Here is a 14,976-nt window from a genome sequence, read left to right on the forward strand (position 1 = left end):
TCTATTGTAGCCTAAAAAATCAGGCCTTCAGCAAAGTTTTGCCGCCCATGTACGAAACCAGTGCTTCGGGCACGGTGATCGAGCCGTCGGCGTTCTGATAGTTCTCCAGCACGGCGACCAGCGTACGACCCACGGCCAGGCCAGAACCGTTGAGCGTGTGTACCAGTTCGTTCTTGCCCTGGGCATTCTTGAAACGGGCCTGCATGCGACGCGCCTGGAAGGCTTCGCAGTTGGAGACCGAGCTGATTTCGCGATAGGTGCCCTGTGCCGGCACCCAGACTTCGAGGTCGTAGGTCTTGGCGGAGCCAAAGCCCATGTCGCCCGTGCACAGGCTCATCACGCGATAGGGCAGACCCAGCTTCTGCAGCACGGCTTCGGCGTGTCCGGTCATCTCTTCCAGCGCTTCATAGCTCTTTTCGGGATGCACGATCTGCACCATCTCGACCTTGTCGAACTGGTGCTGGCGGATCAGACCGCGCGTGTCGCGACCACCGGAGCCAGCTTCGGAACGGAAGCAGGGGCTGTGTGCGGTCAGCTTGATGGGCAGGCGGTCTTCGGCCAGCACTTCGTCGCGCACCAGATTCGTCAGCGGCACTTCGGCCGTGGGAATCAGGTACAGAGCCGCGGTGTCGGGCAGGGGCTCGGCATCCTGGCCGCCCTTCTGGGCCGCAAACAGATCGCCTTCGAACTTGGGCAGCTGGCCCGTGCCCTTGAGCGAATCGCTGTTGACGATGTAAGGCACATAGCATTCGGTGTAGCCATGCTGCTCGGTCTGCAGGTCCAGCATGAACTGGGCCAGCGCACGGTGCAGGCGCGCGATCTGGCCCTGCATCACGGTAAAGCGGGCACCGGAGAGCTTGACGCCGGCTTCGAAGTCCAGGCCGATGGGCGCGCCCAGATCGACGTGATCCTTGATCTCAAAGTCGAAATTCCTGGGCGTGCCGAAGCGGCGCACTTCCACATTGCCTTCCTCGTCGGCGCCCACGGGCACGGACTCATGAGGCAGATTGGGCACGGCCGCCAGCATGGCCTGCAGCTCGGTCTGGATCTGGTCCAGGCGCGTGGCCGATTGTTCCAGCTCGGTCTTCATGGCGGCCACTTCGGCCTTGGCGGCTTCGGCGGCGTCCTTTTCGCCCTTGCCCATCAGCATGCCGATCTGCTTGGACAGCTGGTTGCGCTTGGACTGCAGCTCCTCCGTGCGCGTCTGGATGGACTTGCGTTCGGATTCCAGCGCCTTGAAGGCTTCCACGTTGAGGAAGGCTTGGGGGTTCTTGCGGGTTTGCAGTCGGGCGACGACTGAATCCAGGTCTTTGCGGAGAAGTTGAATGTCGAGCATAGAGGGGGATTTTAGAGCGACTGGCCGCACCCGGCCGATACACGGGGGATGACAGCAGTCAGCTATCAAAAGCAAAGCGCCTTGCGCAGGCTATTCATAGATTTTCAGATAAAAAACCATCTGTAATCTTTGAATACCATGCGCAAGGCGCTATGAAGTTACAAGCAGTCAGCTTGCCATGACTCAATGTCCGGTCTCGGGCGCCTTGCGCACTTCGATCTCCAGGCCCGTGGCCGCGTCGATCTTCAGACCCTTGGGCAGCGGGAACTTGATGGTTTCCTCGATGCCGTCCATCTTGCGCACGGCGACGGCCCCCAGTTGCCGGATGCGGGCGATGACCTCGTCGACCAGCACTTCGGGCGCCGAGGCACCGGCGGTCAGGCCCACGCGGGCCGCATCGGCAAACCACTCCTGCTTGAGCTCGAGCGCGTTGTCCACCATATAGGCGGGCGTGCCCAGACGATCGGCCAGCTCGCGCAGACGATTGCTGTTGGAGCTGGTCGGGCTGCCGACGACGATGACCAGATCCACCTGGGGTGCCAGCACCTTCACGGCGTCCTGGCGGTTCTGCGTGGCGTAGCAGATGTCCTGCTGCTTGGGCTCGCGCACCAGTGGAAAGCGTGCCTTGATGGCGGCCTTGATGCCTGCGGCATCATCGACCGACAAAGTGGTCTGTGTCACCACGGCCAGCTTTTCGGTCTGGCGCGGCGCCACCTTGGCCACATCGCCCTCGTCCTCGACCAGATGAATGCCTTCGGAGAGCTGGCCCATGGTGCCTTCGACCTCCGGATGGCCCTTGTGGCCGATCATGAGGAATTCGTAGCCTTCCTTGGCCAGCTTGGCGACTTCCACATGCACCTTGGTGACCAGCGGGCAGGTCGCATCGAAGATGGCAAAGCCGCGGCGCTCGGCCTCCTGCTGCACGGCCTTGGAGACGCCGTGGGCCGAGAAGATCAGCGTGGCGCCGGGCGGCACCTCGTCGAGCTCCTCGATGAAGATGGCGCCCTTGGCCTTGAGATCGTTGACCACAAAGGTGTTGTGCACGATCTCGTGGCGCACGTAGATGGGCGCGCCGAACTTGGCCAGCGCCCGCTCCACGATCTCGATGGCGCGATCCACCCCGGCGCAAAAGCCGCGCGGCTCGGCCAGCAGGACTTCCTTGGCACCCACCATTTCAATACCCCCTGGCGCTACGCACCACTCGCACGGCATGACACTGGCGCGCTTGAAGCGCGGGACGGCGGCACGGGCCGACCCCAGCAAGGGCCGCCCCGCAGCAAAGGCCGTCGTCCCCCTTGAAGGGGGAAGCTGCGCAGCAGCTCAGGGGGTGTGTCATTTCAAAGTACCCCGATCAGCTTCACTTCAAACGTCACGGGCTGGCCGGCCAGCGGGTGGTTGAAGTCGAACAGCACGGCGCCGTCCTCGCGCACCTGCACCACGGCGCCGGCGTAGCTGCCGCTGCCGTCGGGCGTGGGGAACTGAACCACATCGCCTGCGGTGTATTGCTCATGCGGGTCGCCGAGCTCGTTCATGAGCTTGCGGGCCACCCACTGCATCATGTCGGGGTTGCGCTCGCCAAAAGCCTCGCCAGCGGGCAGCTCGAAAGTGGTGTGCGTGCCCTCGGCCAGGCCGATCAGCTTGTCTTCCATGGCCGGCGACAGCTCGCCCGCACCCAGCGACAGCGTCGCCGGCTTTTCGTTGAAGGTATTGATCACATCGCCCGCAGGGCCCGCCAGGCGGTAATGCAGCGTGAGAAAAGAGCCTGCCTGCACGACGGGCAGATCCGAAGGGGTTGCGCTTGTGGTCATGAAAGTCCCGATAAACTGGGCTGCATTGTAAGAGCGAGCCTATAACCTCTTCGCGGCTGCGTTGAGTTGGACGGCCCGCCCCTCCCCCCTTGTGCAAGCGAGCACTGACGCCCATGCCCATCAAAGACCTGCCCCTGGATGCCCAGCCGCGCGAAAAGCTCGCGCAGCGGGGCGCGGCTGCGCTCTCGGATGCCGAGCTGCTGGCCGTCATTCTGCGCACCGGCATGGCCGGCAAGACGGTGCTGCAGATGGCGCAGGAGCTGCTGGAGCTGCCCGGTGATCACCAGGGAACAGGCGGTCTGGCCGGGCTGCTGGCCGCCGACTACCAGGCTTTGACAGCCGTCAAAGGCCTGGGCCCGGCCAAGCGCGCCGAGCTGATGGCCGTGCTGGAGCTGGCCCGCCGTGCCACGGCACAGCAGCTGCGCGAGCGGGAAGTGCTCTCCTCCCCCGAAGCCGTCAAGCACTATCTGCAGCTGCATCTGGCGGCCAGGCCGCACGAGGTGTTTGCCGTGCTGTTTTTGGACAGTCAGAACCGCTTGCTGGCTCTTGAAGAAATGTTTCGCGGTACCTTGACGCAAACCTCCGTCTACCCTCGTGAAGTCGTGCTGCGCGCCCTGCACCATCAGGCCGGCGCGGTGATCCTCGCGCACAACCACCCCAGTGGCAGCGTGCAGCCCAGCAGTGCCGACAGGTCTCTGACCAACACACTGAAGGCCGCCCTGGCATTGATCGATGTTCGCGTGCTCGACCACATCATCGTCGGGCCGGGCGCTGCCTGCTCCATGGCCGAGGAGGGTCTGCTATGAGCCACGCACACCGCTCGCTGCAGGATCTGGCCGGCATCTCCCGCCATCTCAAGCAGATGCGCGAACAGGCCGAAGCCCTGGCCGCTGCCCAGGCCGAGGCTCGTGCAGCGCGCGAGCGTGAACGCAATCTGTTTGCGCTCAGCGTCGGCAAGGTCACGCCACTGCGCTCGCGCAACGAAGTCAGCTTTCTGGAGCCGGCACCCTCCCCGCTGCCGCTGCAGATGGTGCTGGACGAACAGAACGTGCTGCGCGAAGCCATGAGCGACGAGTTCGACGTCAGCACCCTGCTGGACGTGGACGATCAGCTGAGCTTTCGCCGCCCCGGCATCGGTCTCGACGTGACCCGCAAGCTGCGTGGCGGCCACTGGAGCATTCAGCGCCAGCTGGACCTGCATGGCCTGCGCTCGGACGAAGCCCGCGAGGCGCTGGGCCAGTTCATCCGGCTGTCGCACCGCACGGGCGTGCGCTGCGTGCGCATCGTCCACGGCAAGGGCCTGGGATCGCCGGGCCGCACCCCCGTGCTCAAGGGCAAGGTGCAGCGCTGGCTGGTCCAGAAAAAAGAAGTGCTGGCCTTTGTCCAGGCCCGCCCGGCCGAGGGTGGCGCGGGCGCGCTGGTGGTGCTGCTGCAGCCGGGCAAGCGCAAGCTGTTCTGAGCCCCATCGCTTCCAATCCGATAGCTGCTCGCGTCTATCTCCATTGGGCTTGAGCCCAAAAGGTTTATCTCCCTTGCAGCACGGTATTGAGCGGCAAGGGCAGCGGCCGCATATCGCGGCCGTAGATGCGGCGTATGCGCTCGGACACCGTGGGGTGGGATTCCAGCCAGTCTTCGAGGCGGCTGGCATGGGGTGTTTCGGCCAGCAGCATATGCTGCACGATGCGCTTGTCCAGCCCCTGGTGGCTGCGCGTGTCCTGCTGCCAGCTGCCGTACTGCTGCTCGGCCAGCTCACGCTGCGTAAGCACCTTGCGCAGCACGCCGCCCAGGCCGTCCTTGCTGCGCGTCCACTGCACGGCGCGCGCATCGGCCAGGTATTCGCGCTGGCGCGATACGGCGGCCTTGAGCAACTGGCCGCCGAGCCAGCCGACAAAGCCCGCGGCCTGGATGAAGAGGCCGAACCATTGCGTAAGAATGCTGTCGCGCTCGCGCAGGCTCTGGCCGAAGTTGTGAATCAGCTCCAGCCCGTAGACCATGCCGGCCAGCTGCATGTTCAGGCGCGTGTCGCCCTCGCGCAGATGGGACAGCTCATGCGCCACCAGGCCCTGCATTTCCTCACGGCTGAGCTGGTCCAGCGCACCCTGGGTCACGGCGATGACGGCATCTTCCGCATCCCAGCCCGCCGCAAAGGCATTGATGGCCTCGGTCCGCGCCAGCACCGCGACCTGGGGCACAGGCCAGTGCGCCGCAATGCACATTTCATGGACGATATTGCACAGTTGCTGCTCGGCCAGCGAGCTGCCGGGCCTGGCCTCGCGCGCACCCACGCGCTGAGCCAGTTGGCGCCCGCCGTGGCGCAGCTGGTCCAGCTCTATCCAGCAGCCGCCCAGCACCAGCAGCAAGGTCACGCCGATATTCACAGCCGCAAAGCCCGTGGGATAGTCCCAGCCTCCGAATGCCAGAGTGCCCAGCCACCAGGCCAGCATCAAGCCCAGGTGCACCGATGCCACCACGGCCAGCACGCACAGGCCGAACACCAGCAGCAACCAGCGCGTGCTGCGCCGGGCCTGGCGCTGTCGCTCCCAGAAACGCATGCGCTCAGAACCTGACCTGAGGAACGGCGCGCTCCTGCTCGCTCTGGGTCGAAGCCAGCATGTCCATATGCACAAAACCCACCAGCCGCGCCACGATCAGATCCGGGAACTGTCCGGCCTGATTGTTGAATTCCAGCACCTCGTCGTTATAGGACTGACGCGCAAAACCGATGCGGTTCTCGGTGCTGGTGATCTCTTCGCTGAGCTGCTGCATGCGGGCATCGGCCTTGAGCGTGGGATAGGCCTCGGCCAGCGCCATCAGACGGCCTACCTGACCGCCCAGCACCTGCTCCGCTGCCATCAGAGCCCCCATGGCCTGCGCCTTGCCCGGCGACTGACGGGCCTTGTCGGCAGCGCTGACGGCCTCGCCTCGTGCGCGAATCACAGCCTCCAGCGTCTGGGCTTCGTGCTGCATATAGCCGCGTGCGACCTCCACAAGATTGGGAATCAGGTCATGACGGCGCTTGAGTTGCACGTCGATCTGCGCAAACGCGTTCTCCACCTGGTTCTTGTGCGTGCGCAAGCGGTTGTAGAGGGCAACTGCCCAGATCACGATCACCACAACCACTGCCAGCGCGATATATGCCGTCATACCCTCTCCCTGAAAATTTTCTCGCATCATAGCCAGTCCCAGAAAAAAGCCGCCGTGGCCTTTGGAGCCACGGCGGCAGTCATTGCGGCAACGCCGCCTACTTGGATAGATCGAGCTGGTATTTGCTCATGCCCTTGCCCGAGCCGTCATCGGCCGCCAGCACAGACACTCCCGTCAGGCCTGCCGCCTGGGCCACGCTCAAGGCATTGGTGCCGGAGCTGAACACCACCGGGCCGGCCGTCGTCACCTTGGCAAAGCGCCAGCTCTTGGCTGCGCCATTGGCCGCTCTGGTAATCTGCGGATTCTTGCGCACATACTCGATCACCACATCACGGTTCGCATCGGGCGATGCCCAGATGGCCGACGAGCCGTCGAGCTTGGGGATGAAGCTGGCACCGCTGGTGGCCCGGTAGTTGTTGGTGGCGATCACAAACTCCTGCGCCGTATCGATGGGCTTGCCCAGATATCTGAGGTTCTTGATACGGCTGCCCAGCGGCTGGGTCACATCGATCTCGTACTGCATATCGGCGGTGGTGAACATATCGAAGTTGTAGCCCGGGAAGCTGCTGATCAAGGGCTGCTCCGCCGTCTTGTTCACGTCGATCTGGTTGAAGCGCTTGGCTGCAGCCTCCAGCCAGCTCTTGATGTCGGCGCCGTTGACCTTCACCGCGTATACGGTGTTGGGGTAGAGATACAGGTCGGCCGCGTTGTAGATGGCGAGCGAGCCGGCAGCCACATCGGTGAAGTCCTTGCCGCCCTGGAAGCCGGACTTGAACGGCGCGCTCACCGAGAGCACGGGCAGGCTGGCGTACTGAGGCAGATTGGCCTTGATGTAGCTGGCCACATAGGCCTGCTGGGCCTGGTTGACGATCTGGATCGCGCCGGGGTCGCCCACATCGGCAAACAGCGTGCTCATGCGGAAGTCAGTGCTGCCTATGGGCGTCTTCACGTAGCTGATGGCTGCCTGATGCTGTGCCTCGATCAGCGGCGCGACGGCCGGGTCGGCATCCACAAACACCGTGGCACCCGCGGCATCCTTGTTCTGGATGTTGCGCAGCTCGCTCTTGCTGCCGGTCTTGGCCACGCTCCACTTCTTGCCGTCCCATTGCAGCGGCAACTGGATCACGCCCAGAGCCTTGCCCCAGGAGCTGGCCATGACCGCAGGCACGCCGTTGATGGTGCCAGCCTGGTTGTCCACACCGTTCTGGCTGTATGCAGGCTTGGCCGACAGGTCGGGGAACACGCTGTGCTGATGGCCCATGACCATGGCGTCGATGCCCGCCACCTTGGACAGATACAGGCCGGGGTTCTCCATGGTGGCCGAATAGGCCGAGCCGTCCAGACCGCCATGCAGCAGCGCCACCACCACATCGGCCCCCTTGGCGCGCAACTCTGGCACGTATTTGCCGGCAGCCTCCACCGCGCCCTCGGTGTAGACCTTGCCTTCGAGATAGCGCTTGTCCCAGTTCATGATGCCCGGCGTGGTGAAGCCGATCACGCCGATCTTGATGGGCAGCCTGACTTCCTTGCCGTCACTGCCCTTGGCCACCATGGTGCGCTCCAGCACGGCATAGGGCTGAACCAGCGGCTTCCTGGTCTTGCTGCTGTAGACATTGGCCAGTACGGCTGGATAGCCGTTGCCCGCGCATTTCTGGCTGGCATCCACGCCATCCACATCCAGACCGCCGCCCAGCACCTGGTTGAGAAAGGGCAGGCCGTAGTTGAATTCGTGATTGCCCAGCGTGCCCGCGTCAAAGCTCAACGCGCCCATGGCCTTGTACATGGACAGCTGCTGCGTGCAGGGGATGGGCTTGACCTCGGCCTCGTAGTCGGCCAGGGCCGTGCCCTGGATGGTGTCGCCGTTGTCCACCAGCAGCGTGTTGGCAAATTCCTTGCGAGCCGCACGGATCAGCGTGGCCGTGCGCTCGAAACCATAGGTCTTGTCTTCGGCCAGCTTGAAATAGTCATAGCTGCGCACATTGAAGTGCAGGTCCGTGGTCTCCAGAACGGCCAGCGTCGCCGTGGCAGGCTGCGCACTGACAGGCGTTGTGCTGCTGTCGTCGCTGCCGCCGCAGGCGGCCAGCAAGGCGGCACAGCCCACGGCCGTCAGCACATGGCGGCGTTGTTGCAATACCGAGAAGAAACCGCCTGAACGCAGCTTTGCGCCAGGCAAATCGAAATCCTGCATGGTTGACCCTGCTTGTTGAAAAACAGGCAGTGTCGGCAGGGCTTCTTACAACATCGTGAAGGAAATTTGACGCTTTGAAGCCGAGGGCAAGAACTCAGGCGCCGCGATTGCGCATCCAGTCCGCCGTGTTCATGAAACTGGCCTTGAGACGCGTGCGCAAGGCCTCGGGCACCTCGGTCTCGCCCATGGCCTGATCCATGCAAGCCACCCACTGGTCGCGCTCCTGGATGCCGATGGAAAACGGCATATGGCGCATGCGCAGACGCGGATGGCCGAAACGATCCTGATAATAGTCGGGGCCGCCCAGCCAGCCGCAGAGAAACCAGAACAGCTTCTGGCGCGCGTCGGCCAGCGTGCTGCCATGGGCGGCGCGCAGCTCCTTGTAGCCGGGCTCCAGATCCATGAGGTCATAGAAGCGGGTCACCAGTTGCTGGACTTTCTCTTCCCCGCCTATCCATTCGTAGGGGGTGTCAAACGGGGGCTTTTCTTCAATCTGCATGTGTAGCGGCTTTGCGAGTCAGTCCCGATTGTCGGACATGCTGCATGTCCGTACCCGAGCGCAGGAATGCGAAAACACCGACGGCCGTCAGCACCGTCACGCCCGCCAGCACATCGAGCAAGCTGGAAAAAGCCAGGCCATAGGCCTTGAGCAGCTCGGCGGCTGATGCGTCTTGCATCAGCGCCAGCGCTCCCTGCATATTGCCGGTGACCAGCATCTGGGCCACGGCCGAGCCATGCGGCATGGACGGCCAGATGACCGCCAGCTCCCGCGCCAGCAGCGCTGCCAGCGCCGCCCCGACCACGGCCAGGGCAATGCCTTCGCCCGCCACACGCACGGTGCTGAAGATGCCCGTGGCCATTCCGGCACGCTCGCGCGGAACCACCGTCACGGCCAGCCCGTCCATCAGCCCCCAGGGCAGGCCTATGCCCAGACCAATCAGCAGCAGCGGTGCGGCCATCTGCGCCAGGTCCGAGCCGGGCGCGCAGCGGCCCAGCCACAGCAAGCCCGCGGCGCAGACCAGCAGTCCCGCCCCACAGAGCAAGGCTGCCGACAGCCAGCGCGAGAGCCAGCCCGCCAGCAACGGCACGCACAGCATGGGTAGCGACAGCACGAACATGCGCTGCCCGGCCTCGAGCGGTGCCAGACCTTCCACGCCGATGAAGCGCAGCGGCAGCAGCACCAGCAGCACCACGAAGGCATAGGCAGGTGCTGCGGCCAGCAACTGCACACCGACAAAGCGCGGATAGCGGAACAGCGACAGGTCCAGCATGGGGTGGGCACTGCGGCACTCGATCTGCACAAAGGCTGCTGCCGCCAGCAGGGCAGCCGTCAGCGGCAGCCATGTGCGGCCATGCGACCAGCCCGTTTCCGGGAACTGCAGCATGCCCCAGGTCAACAGAGCCAGCGCCAGCGTGAACGACAGCGCCCCCGGCAGGTCCAGCCGCTGTGCCTGCGAATTGCGCGACTCCGGCATATGGCGCAGGCCCAGCAGCAGCGCAGCGAATGCTGCGACGGCGGCGCTGAGCATCACGCTGCGCCAACCCCAGCTTTGCAGCAACCAACCCGACAGCAATGGCCCGAAGGCCAGTCCCACACCAAAGGAGGTACCCACGAAACTGAAGGCCCGGGTACGCCTGGCACCATCGTAGGCCTGGGCCAGGCCTGCCGTGCCTGCCGCCAGTGCAGCAGCCGCGCCCAGTCCCTGCAGCGCCCGCAACAGATCGAAGCCGATGATGGCCCTCTTGCCTTGCAGGCAGACCTGCAGCAGCACGCTGCCCGCCACGACGGCCAGCCCCGCCAGAAACACGCGCCGCCGCCCGTAGACATCGGCCAGTGCTCCTGCCGCCATCAGTGTGGCGCCGAAGCTCAGCATGAAGGCATTGGTGACCCAGTTCAGCGCCAGAGGGCCGCCGCCCAGTGCCTCGCGCAGCGCCGGCAGTGCCACGGCCGGCCCGGTAAAGCTCAGCGGCATGGCCAGAGCGGCCAGGCAGACTGATAGCAGCACCCAGACAGGCGATGCGCGGCGGGCGCCAACAGGAAGATCCGCCTGCAGGCGGGATGGAGAAGTGGAGCAAGACATGGAGGGCTGGCTTCGTGAATCAATCAGACATGAACGATAAAAGCGCTCCAATCAAACGAAAATATCTTTAGCACTCCCAACAATACCAACCAAAGGTTGCCAATTACCATGGACAGCTTCAGCGGACTTGAGTCCTTTGTACGTGCCGCCGATCTTCTGAGCTTTGCCGAGGCCGGCCGCGCACTCGGCATCTCGGCCTCCGCCGTGGGCAAGAACGTGGCGCGCCTGGAGCAGCAGCTCGGCCTGCGCCTGTTCCATCGCACCACACGCCAGGTGCGTCTGACGCAGGAAGGCACTCTGTTCCACGAGCGCTGCCGGCGCATACTCGACGAGCTGCACGATGCACGCGCTGCCATGCAGGCCGCTGCCGAGGCGCCGCGAGGCCGGCTGCGCGTGAGCCTGCCCACCATCGGCTACCGTTTTCTGCTGCCCGTGCTGCCCGAATTTCAGGCCCGCTATCCCGAGGTGGAGCTGGATCTGGACTTCAACGACCATCTGGTCGATGTTGTCGAAGCCGGCCTCGATGTGGTCATCCGCAGCGGCGAGCTGGCCGACTCGCGGCTGGTGGCCCGCCGACTCGGGCCGTTTCGCTTCATTCTGGCAGCCTCGCCGGCCTATCTGTCCGAGCGCGGCGTGCCGCTCACACCGGCCGACCTTGCCGGACACAGCAGCCTGCGCTATCGCTTTCTGAACAGCGGCAAGCTCGAGGAGTGGATGCTGCCCGGGCTGCCGGCCATGCCCATCGCCCTGGTCTGCAACAATATGGAAGCCATGCTGGGCGCAGCCGTCTCAGGCCTGGGCCTGGCCTATATGCCCGACTTCCTGGCCCGCGACGCACTGGCGCGTGGCGAGCTCCAGCAGGTGCTGGCCGAGCAGCTCACGCATAGCGGGCAGTTCTCGGCACTCTGGCCCTCCAGCCGCCAGCTCTCGCCCAAGGTCCGGGCTTTTGTGGACTTTGCGAGCGAGCGGCTGTTCAAGGGCTAGCCTTAGAACATTCTTATTCCGCCGCCTGGCGCAGCGTGATCATCACGGGGCGGCTGACCACCTCGCGCAAGGCCCAGCAGCCGGCCAGCCAGGCCAGCAATGCGCCCGCCAGCGCGCCCACCAGGGGCACCCACCAGAGCACATTCCACTCGAAATCGAACACCCAGCGCGCCAGCGCCCAGCCCACGGCAAGGGCCACGCAGCTGGCCAGAAAGCCAGCCATCAGGCCCACTCCGGCCAGCTCGGCGCTCTGCACCTGCTGCAGCAGGCCCGACCTGGCTCCCACGGCGCGCATGATGGCGTATTCGCGCGCTCTTTCCTCACGCGTGCCGGTAACGGAAGCAAACAGCACGACCAGCCCCGCCACCAGCGTGAAGCCGAACAGGAACTCCACGGCGCGTATGACCTGGTCCATCACCTGCTGCACCTGGGCCAGCGTGCTGCTCAGGTCGACATTGGTGATGTTGGGAAATTCATTGACCAGCGCATTGTCAAAGCCCTTGATATCGGGCGCGCGATAGGCCGCCAGATAGGTCACGGCCACGTTATCCAGGTGCTGCACGGGGTAGATCACAAAGAAGTTGGCGCGCATGGAACTCCAGTCCACCTTGCGCAGACTGGTGATGCGGGCTTCGCTTTCCTCGCCGCCGATATCGAAGCGCAGCGTATCGCCCAGCTTCAAGCCCAGGGTCTTGGCAATGCCTTCCTCCATGCTGATCGCGCCCTGCTCGCCCGCCTGCCAGCGGCCGCCCACGATCTGGTTGTGATCCGGCATGGTTTCGGCAGTGGAGATATTGAACTCCCGGTCCACCAGTCGCTTGGCGCGATCCTCCTCATAATCATCGGGGCTGACGGCCTTGTCGTTAACGGCGATCAGCCGGCCGCGAATCATGGGATACCAGTCATAGCTGTGCACGCCAGCCTTTTTCAGCGCGGCCTGAAAGTCCTGCGCCTGATCGGGCTGGACATTGATCACAAAGCGGTCGGGCGCATTGGCAGGGGTGGCCTTGCGCCAGCTGGCAATCAGATCGGTGCGCAGCAGTACCAGCAGCACCAGGGCCAGCAGCCCCACGGCCAGCGAGCTGACCTGCACCACGGCATACACGGGCTTGGCCGAGACCTGGCGCGTGGCCATTACCAGCCATCGCGGCGCCGTGGCCTCATTGACCACCTGGCGCAGCAGCTTGACGGCCAGCCAGGCCAGGCCCGCGAACAACAACACGGCGACGGCGAAGCCGCCCACCGCAATCAGGCCCAGCTTGATGTCGCGGCTAGCCACCATCAGCAAGGCCGCAAACCCCGTCACGCCCACGCCCAGCACCAGCCATGAGGCGGGTTTGAGCGCCCCCAGATCGCGCCGCATCACGCGCAGCGGTGGCACCTGGGCCAGCTGCAGCACGGGCGGCAGGCCAAACGCCAGCAACAGGGTCAGCCCCATGCCCATGCCGAACAATGCGGGCCACAGGCTCGCGCCAGGCAGGGCGGATTCGACCAGTCCGGCCAGCAGCCAGATGAACACATGGTGCACGGCCCAGCCCAGCAGCACGCCGGCCGCGCTGGCGGCCAGGGCAATGCTCACGAATTCCACGACATAGGCCAGGGCGATACGGCGCTGACTCTGGCCGAGCACGCGCAGCATGGCCGACGCATCGAGATGGCTGTTGGCAAAAGCACGCGCCGCCAGTGCCACGGCCACGGCCGACAGCAGCGCCGATAGCAGCGCCACCAGACTCAGGAACTTCTCGGCCCTGTCCAGGGTCTGGCGCATTTCGGGGCGGCCGCTTTCCAGCGATTCCACACGCACGCCATGCAGGCTCTTGGCCAGCTCCTGCGCCCAGTCCAGATAGTCCTGCGCGGCCCGCTGCGCGCCGCGCCCGGCGTCTGACTTCGCAGCCACGGCCAGGCGATAGGTGATGCGGCTGGCCGGCTGCACCAGGCGCGTCGCGGCCAGATCGGCGCTGTTGATCATCACGCGCGGGGCAAAGCTCATGAAACCCGCGCCACGATCGGGCTCGATGGCAATGATGTGCGAGATATGAAAGCTCGCATCGCCCAGCAGCAGTCGGTCGCCGAGCTTCAGGCCCAGCGCCTCCAGCAGCGGCGCATCCACCCAGGCATGGCCGTTTTCAGGAATCGCGCGCACTTCAAGGTCTGGCTGACCCGCCCCCTGATTCAGGTGCAGCACGCCGCGCAAAGGATAGCCGGGCTCCACGCTTTTGAGCGCTACCAGACGGCTGGCACCACCCTGCTCCTGGGCGGCCCGCGCCATGGTCGGAAAGCTGGCCGTGGCCACGGTCTGCAGCCCCTGCTGCCTGGCCTGCTGCACAAAAACCGCGGGAGCGGGGTTGTCGCTGACCACCACCACATCGCCGCCCAGCAACTGGCGGGCGTCACGCTGCAGGCCGGCCTGCAGGCGGTCGGCAAAGAAACCCACCGAGCTCAGTGCCGCCACGGCCAGCAGCACGGCCACGATGATCAGGCGCAGCTCGCCAGCGCGCAGATCGCGCCAGAGATTGCGCAGCCCCAGAATCCAGACAGATGATGCTTGCATGGTCTGCACGATAGCGCAGCGGCCTGCCGCCATGCCAGAACTGCATGGCAATGCCCTGCTGGAGCGGGACGATAATCGATGCCTTCAGACGGAGGCCAGAACGTGGAAGTGATCTTGGTGGTGGCCCTGGGGGCCGCGGTGGCAGGCTTTGTGCAAGGGCTGTCGGGCTTTGCCTTCGGCATGGTGGCCATGTCGTTCTGGGCCTGGGTGCTGGAGCCGCAGCTGGCCGCCGTGCTCTCGGTGTTCGGCTCGCTGACGGGGCAGATCATTGCGGCCTTCACCGTGCGGCGCGAATTTCACTGGAAGTCGCTGCTGCCGTTTATCGCCGGCGGTCTGGCCGGCATTCCCATGGGCGTGGCCGTGATGCCGCATCTCAATATGGACTGGTTCAAGTTCGGCCTGGGCTGCCTGCTGGTGCTGTGGTGCCCCACCATGCTGCTCAGCGCCCACCTGCCCCGGCTGACGCTGGGAGGCGGCCTGCTGGCCCGCTGCAGCGATGCGATTGCGGGGCTCATCGGCGGCGCCATGGGCGGGCTGGGCGGCTTCAGCGGCACCGTGCCCACGCTGTGGTGCACGCTGCGCGGCTTTGAGCGCCATGTGCAACGCACGGTGATCCAGAACTTCAACCTCTCGGTGCTGGCCGTCACCATGGCCAGCTATCTGGCCACCGGCCTGGTCAAGCCCGCCATGTGGCCCTCGTTCGCCATCGTGCTGCCGGCCGTGCTGGTGCCCGTGATCTTCGGCACCCGCGTCTACAAAGGCGTGAGCGATGCCCGCTTTCGCCAGATCGTGCTGAGCCTGCTGACCTGCTCGGGCATCGCCATGCTGGCGGCGTCCGTGCCGCGGCTGTTCCTGGCACCGTAACGTAAAACTGCCTACGGCAA

General features: G+C 65.0%; 13 protein-coding genes. 4 read left to right on the top strand and 9 right to left on the bottom strand.

Annotated features, from left to right (window positions below):
• Positions 1 to 19: 19 nt before the first annotated feature.
• From serS to FSY45_RS18405, 3 genes are all read right to left on the bottom strand, one after another.
• Complete coding sequence (gene serS / locus FSY45_RS18395) at positions 20 to 1,336, bottom strand: serine--tRNA ligase (protein WP_003065910.1); 1,317 nt, start codon at positions 1,334 to 1,336, stop codon at positions 20 to 22.
• A gap of 183 nt (positions 1,337 to 1,519) precedes the next feature.
• Positions 1,520 to 2,509 (bottom strand): 4-hydroxy-3-methylbut-2-enyl diphosphate reductase, encoded by a 990-nt coding sequence (ispH, locus tag FSY45_RS18400; RefSeq protein WP_003065908.1) that lies wholly within the window; start codon positions 2,507 to 2,509, stop codon positions 1,520 to 1,522.
• Positions 2,510 to 2,673: 164 nt separating this feature from the next.
• Entirely contained in the window at positions 2,674 to 3,144 is a 471-nt protein-coding gene (locus tag FSY45_RS18405) for a peptidylprolyl isomerase (protein WP_003052041.1), read from the bottom strand.
• A 113-nt stretch (positions 3,145 to 3,257) separates the two neighbouring features.
• Here FSY45_RS18405 and radC point away from each other — a divergent pair, with 113 nt between their 5' ends.
• Positions 3,258 to 3,950 carry a DNA repair protein RadC gene (radC, locus tag FSY45_RS18410; protein WP_003065907.1) on the top strand — a complete coding sequence of 231 codons (693 nt, stop codon included), beginning with the start codon at positions 3,258 to 3,260 and terminating at the stop codon, positions 3,948 to 3,950.
• Positions 3,947 to 4,603, top strand: a complete 657-nt coding sequence (locus FSY45_RS18415) for a Smr/MutS family protein (protein ID WP_057093297.1) — start codon at positions 3,947 to 3,949, stop codon at positions 4,601 to 4,603. Before radC ends, FSY45_RS18415 begins: the two co-directional genes overlap by 4 nt.
• Before the next feature lie 64 nt (positions 4,604 to 4,667).
• Here FSY45_RS18415 and FSY45_RS18420 read toward each other — a convergent pair whose 3' ends face one another.
• The 5 genes from FSY45_RS18420 to FSY45_RS18440 form a co-directional block, all read right to left on the bottom strand.
• Positions 4,668 to 5,696, bottom strand: a complete 1,029-nt coding sequence (locus FSY45_RS18420; protein ID WP_003065904.1) for a M48 family metalloprotease — start codon at positions 5,694 to 5,696, stop codon at positions 4,668 to 4,670.
• Positions 5,697 to 5,700: 4 nt separating this feature from the next.
• A complete protein-coding gene (locus tag FSY45_RS18425; protein ID WP_003065903.1) occupies positions 5,701 to 6,288 on the bottom strand; it encodes a LemA family protein in 588 nt (195 codons plus the stop codon).
• A gap of 97 nt (positions 6,289 to 6,385) precedes the next feature.
• Positions 6,386 to 8,476: a bifunctional 2',3'-cyclic-nucleotide 2'-phosphodiesterase/3'-nucleotidase gene (locus FSY45_RS18430; RefSeq protein ID WP_148748148.1), complete on the bottom strand. Its 2,091-nt coding sequence runs from the start codon at positions 8,474 to 8,476 to the stop codon at positions 6,386 to 6,388.
• Between the two features lie 94 nt (positions 8,477 to 8,570).
• Positions 8,571 to 8,975, bottom strand: coding sequence for a group II truncated hemoglobin (locus FSY45_RS18435; RefSeq protein ID WP_003065899.1), 405 nt, complete (start codon positions 8,973 to 8,975; stop codon positions 8,571 to 8,573).
• A complete protein-coding gene (locus FSY45_RS18440) occupies positions 8,965 to 10,449 on the bottom strand; it encodes an MFS transporter (RefSeq protein WP_370512839.1) in 1,485 nt (494 codons plus the stop codon). The genes FSY45_RS18435 and FSY45_RS18440 overlap by 11 nt, the downstream gene beginning before the upstream one ends.
• 216 nt (positions 10,450 to 10,665) lie before the next feature.
• Here FSY45_RS18440 and FSY45_RS18445 point away from each other — a divergent pair, with 216 nt between their 5' ends.
• A complete protein-coding gene (locus FSY45_RS18445) occupies positions 10,666 to 11,541 on the top strand; it encodes a LysR family transcriptional regulator (protein ID WP_057093303.1) in 876 nt (291 codons plus the stop codon).
• A gap of 13 nt (positions 11,542 to 11,554) precedes the next feature.
• Here FSY45_RS18445 and FSY45_RS18450 read toward each other — a convergent pair whose 3' ends face one another.
• Positions 11,555 to 14,125, bottom strand: a complete 2,571-nt coding sequence (locus FSY45_RS18450) for an ABC transporter permease (protein ID WP_148748150.1) — start codon at positions 14,123 to 14,125, stop codon at positions 11,555 to 11,557.
• A 45-nt stretch (positions 14,126 to 14,170) separates the two neighbouring features.
• Between FSY45_RS18450 and FSY45_RS18455 the strand changes: the two genes are divergently transcribed.
• Positions 14,171 to 14,956 (top strand): sulfite exporter TauE/SafE family protein, encoded by a 786-nt coding sequence (locus tag FSY45_RS18455; protein WP_034391635.1) that lies wholly within the window; start codon positions 14,171 to 14,173, stop codon positions 14,954 to 14,956.
• Positions 14,957 to 14,976: the final 20 nt, after the last annotated feature.

The organism is Comamonas sp. Z1 (genome assembly GCF_008121555.1).
GTDB lineage: Bacteria > Pseudomonadota > Gammaproteobacteria > Burkholderiales > Burkholderiaceae_C > Comamonas > Comamonas thiooxydans.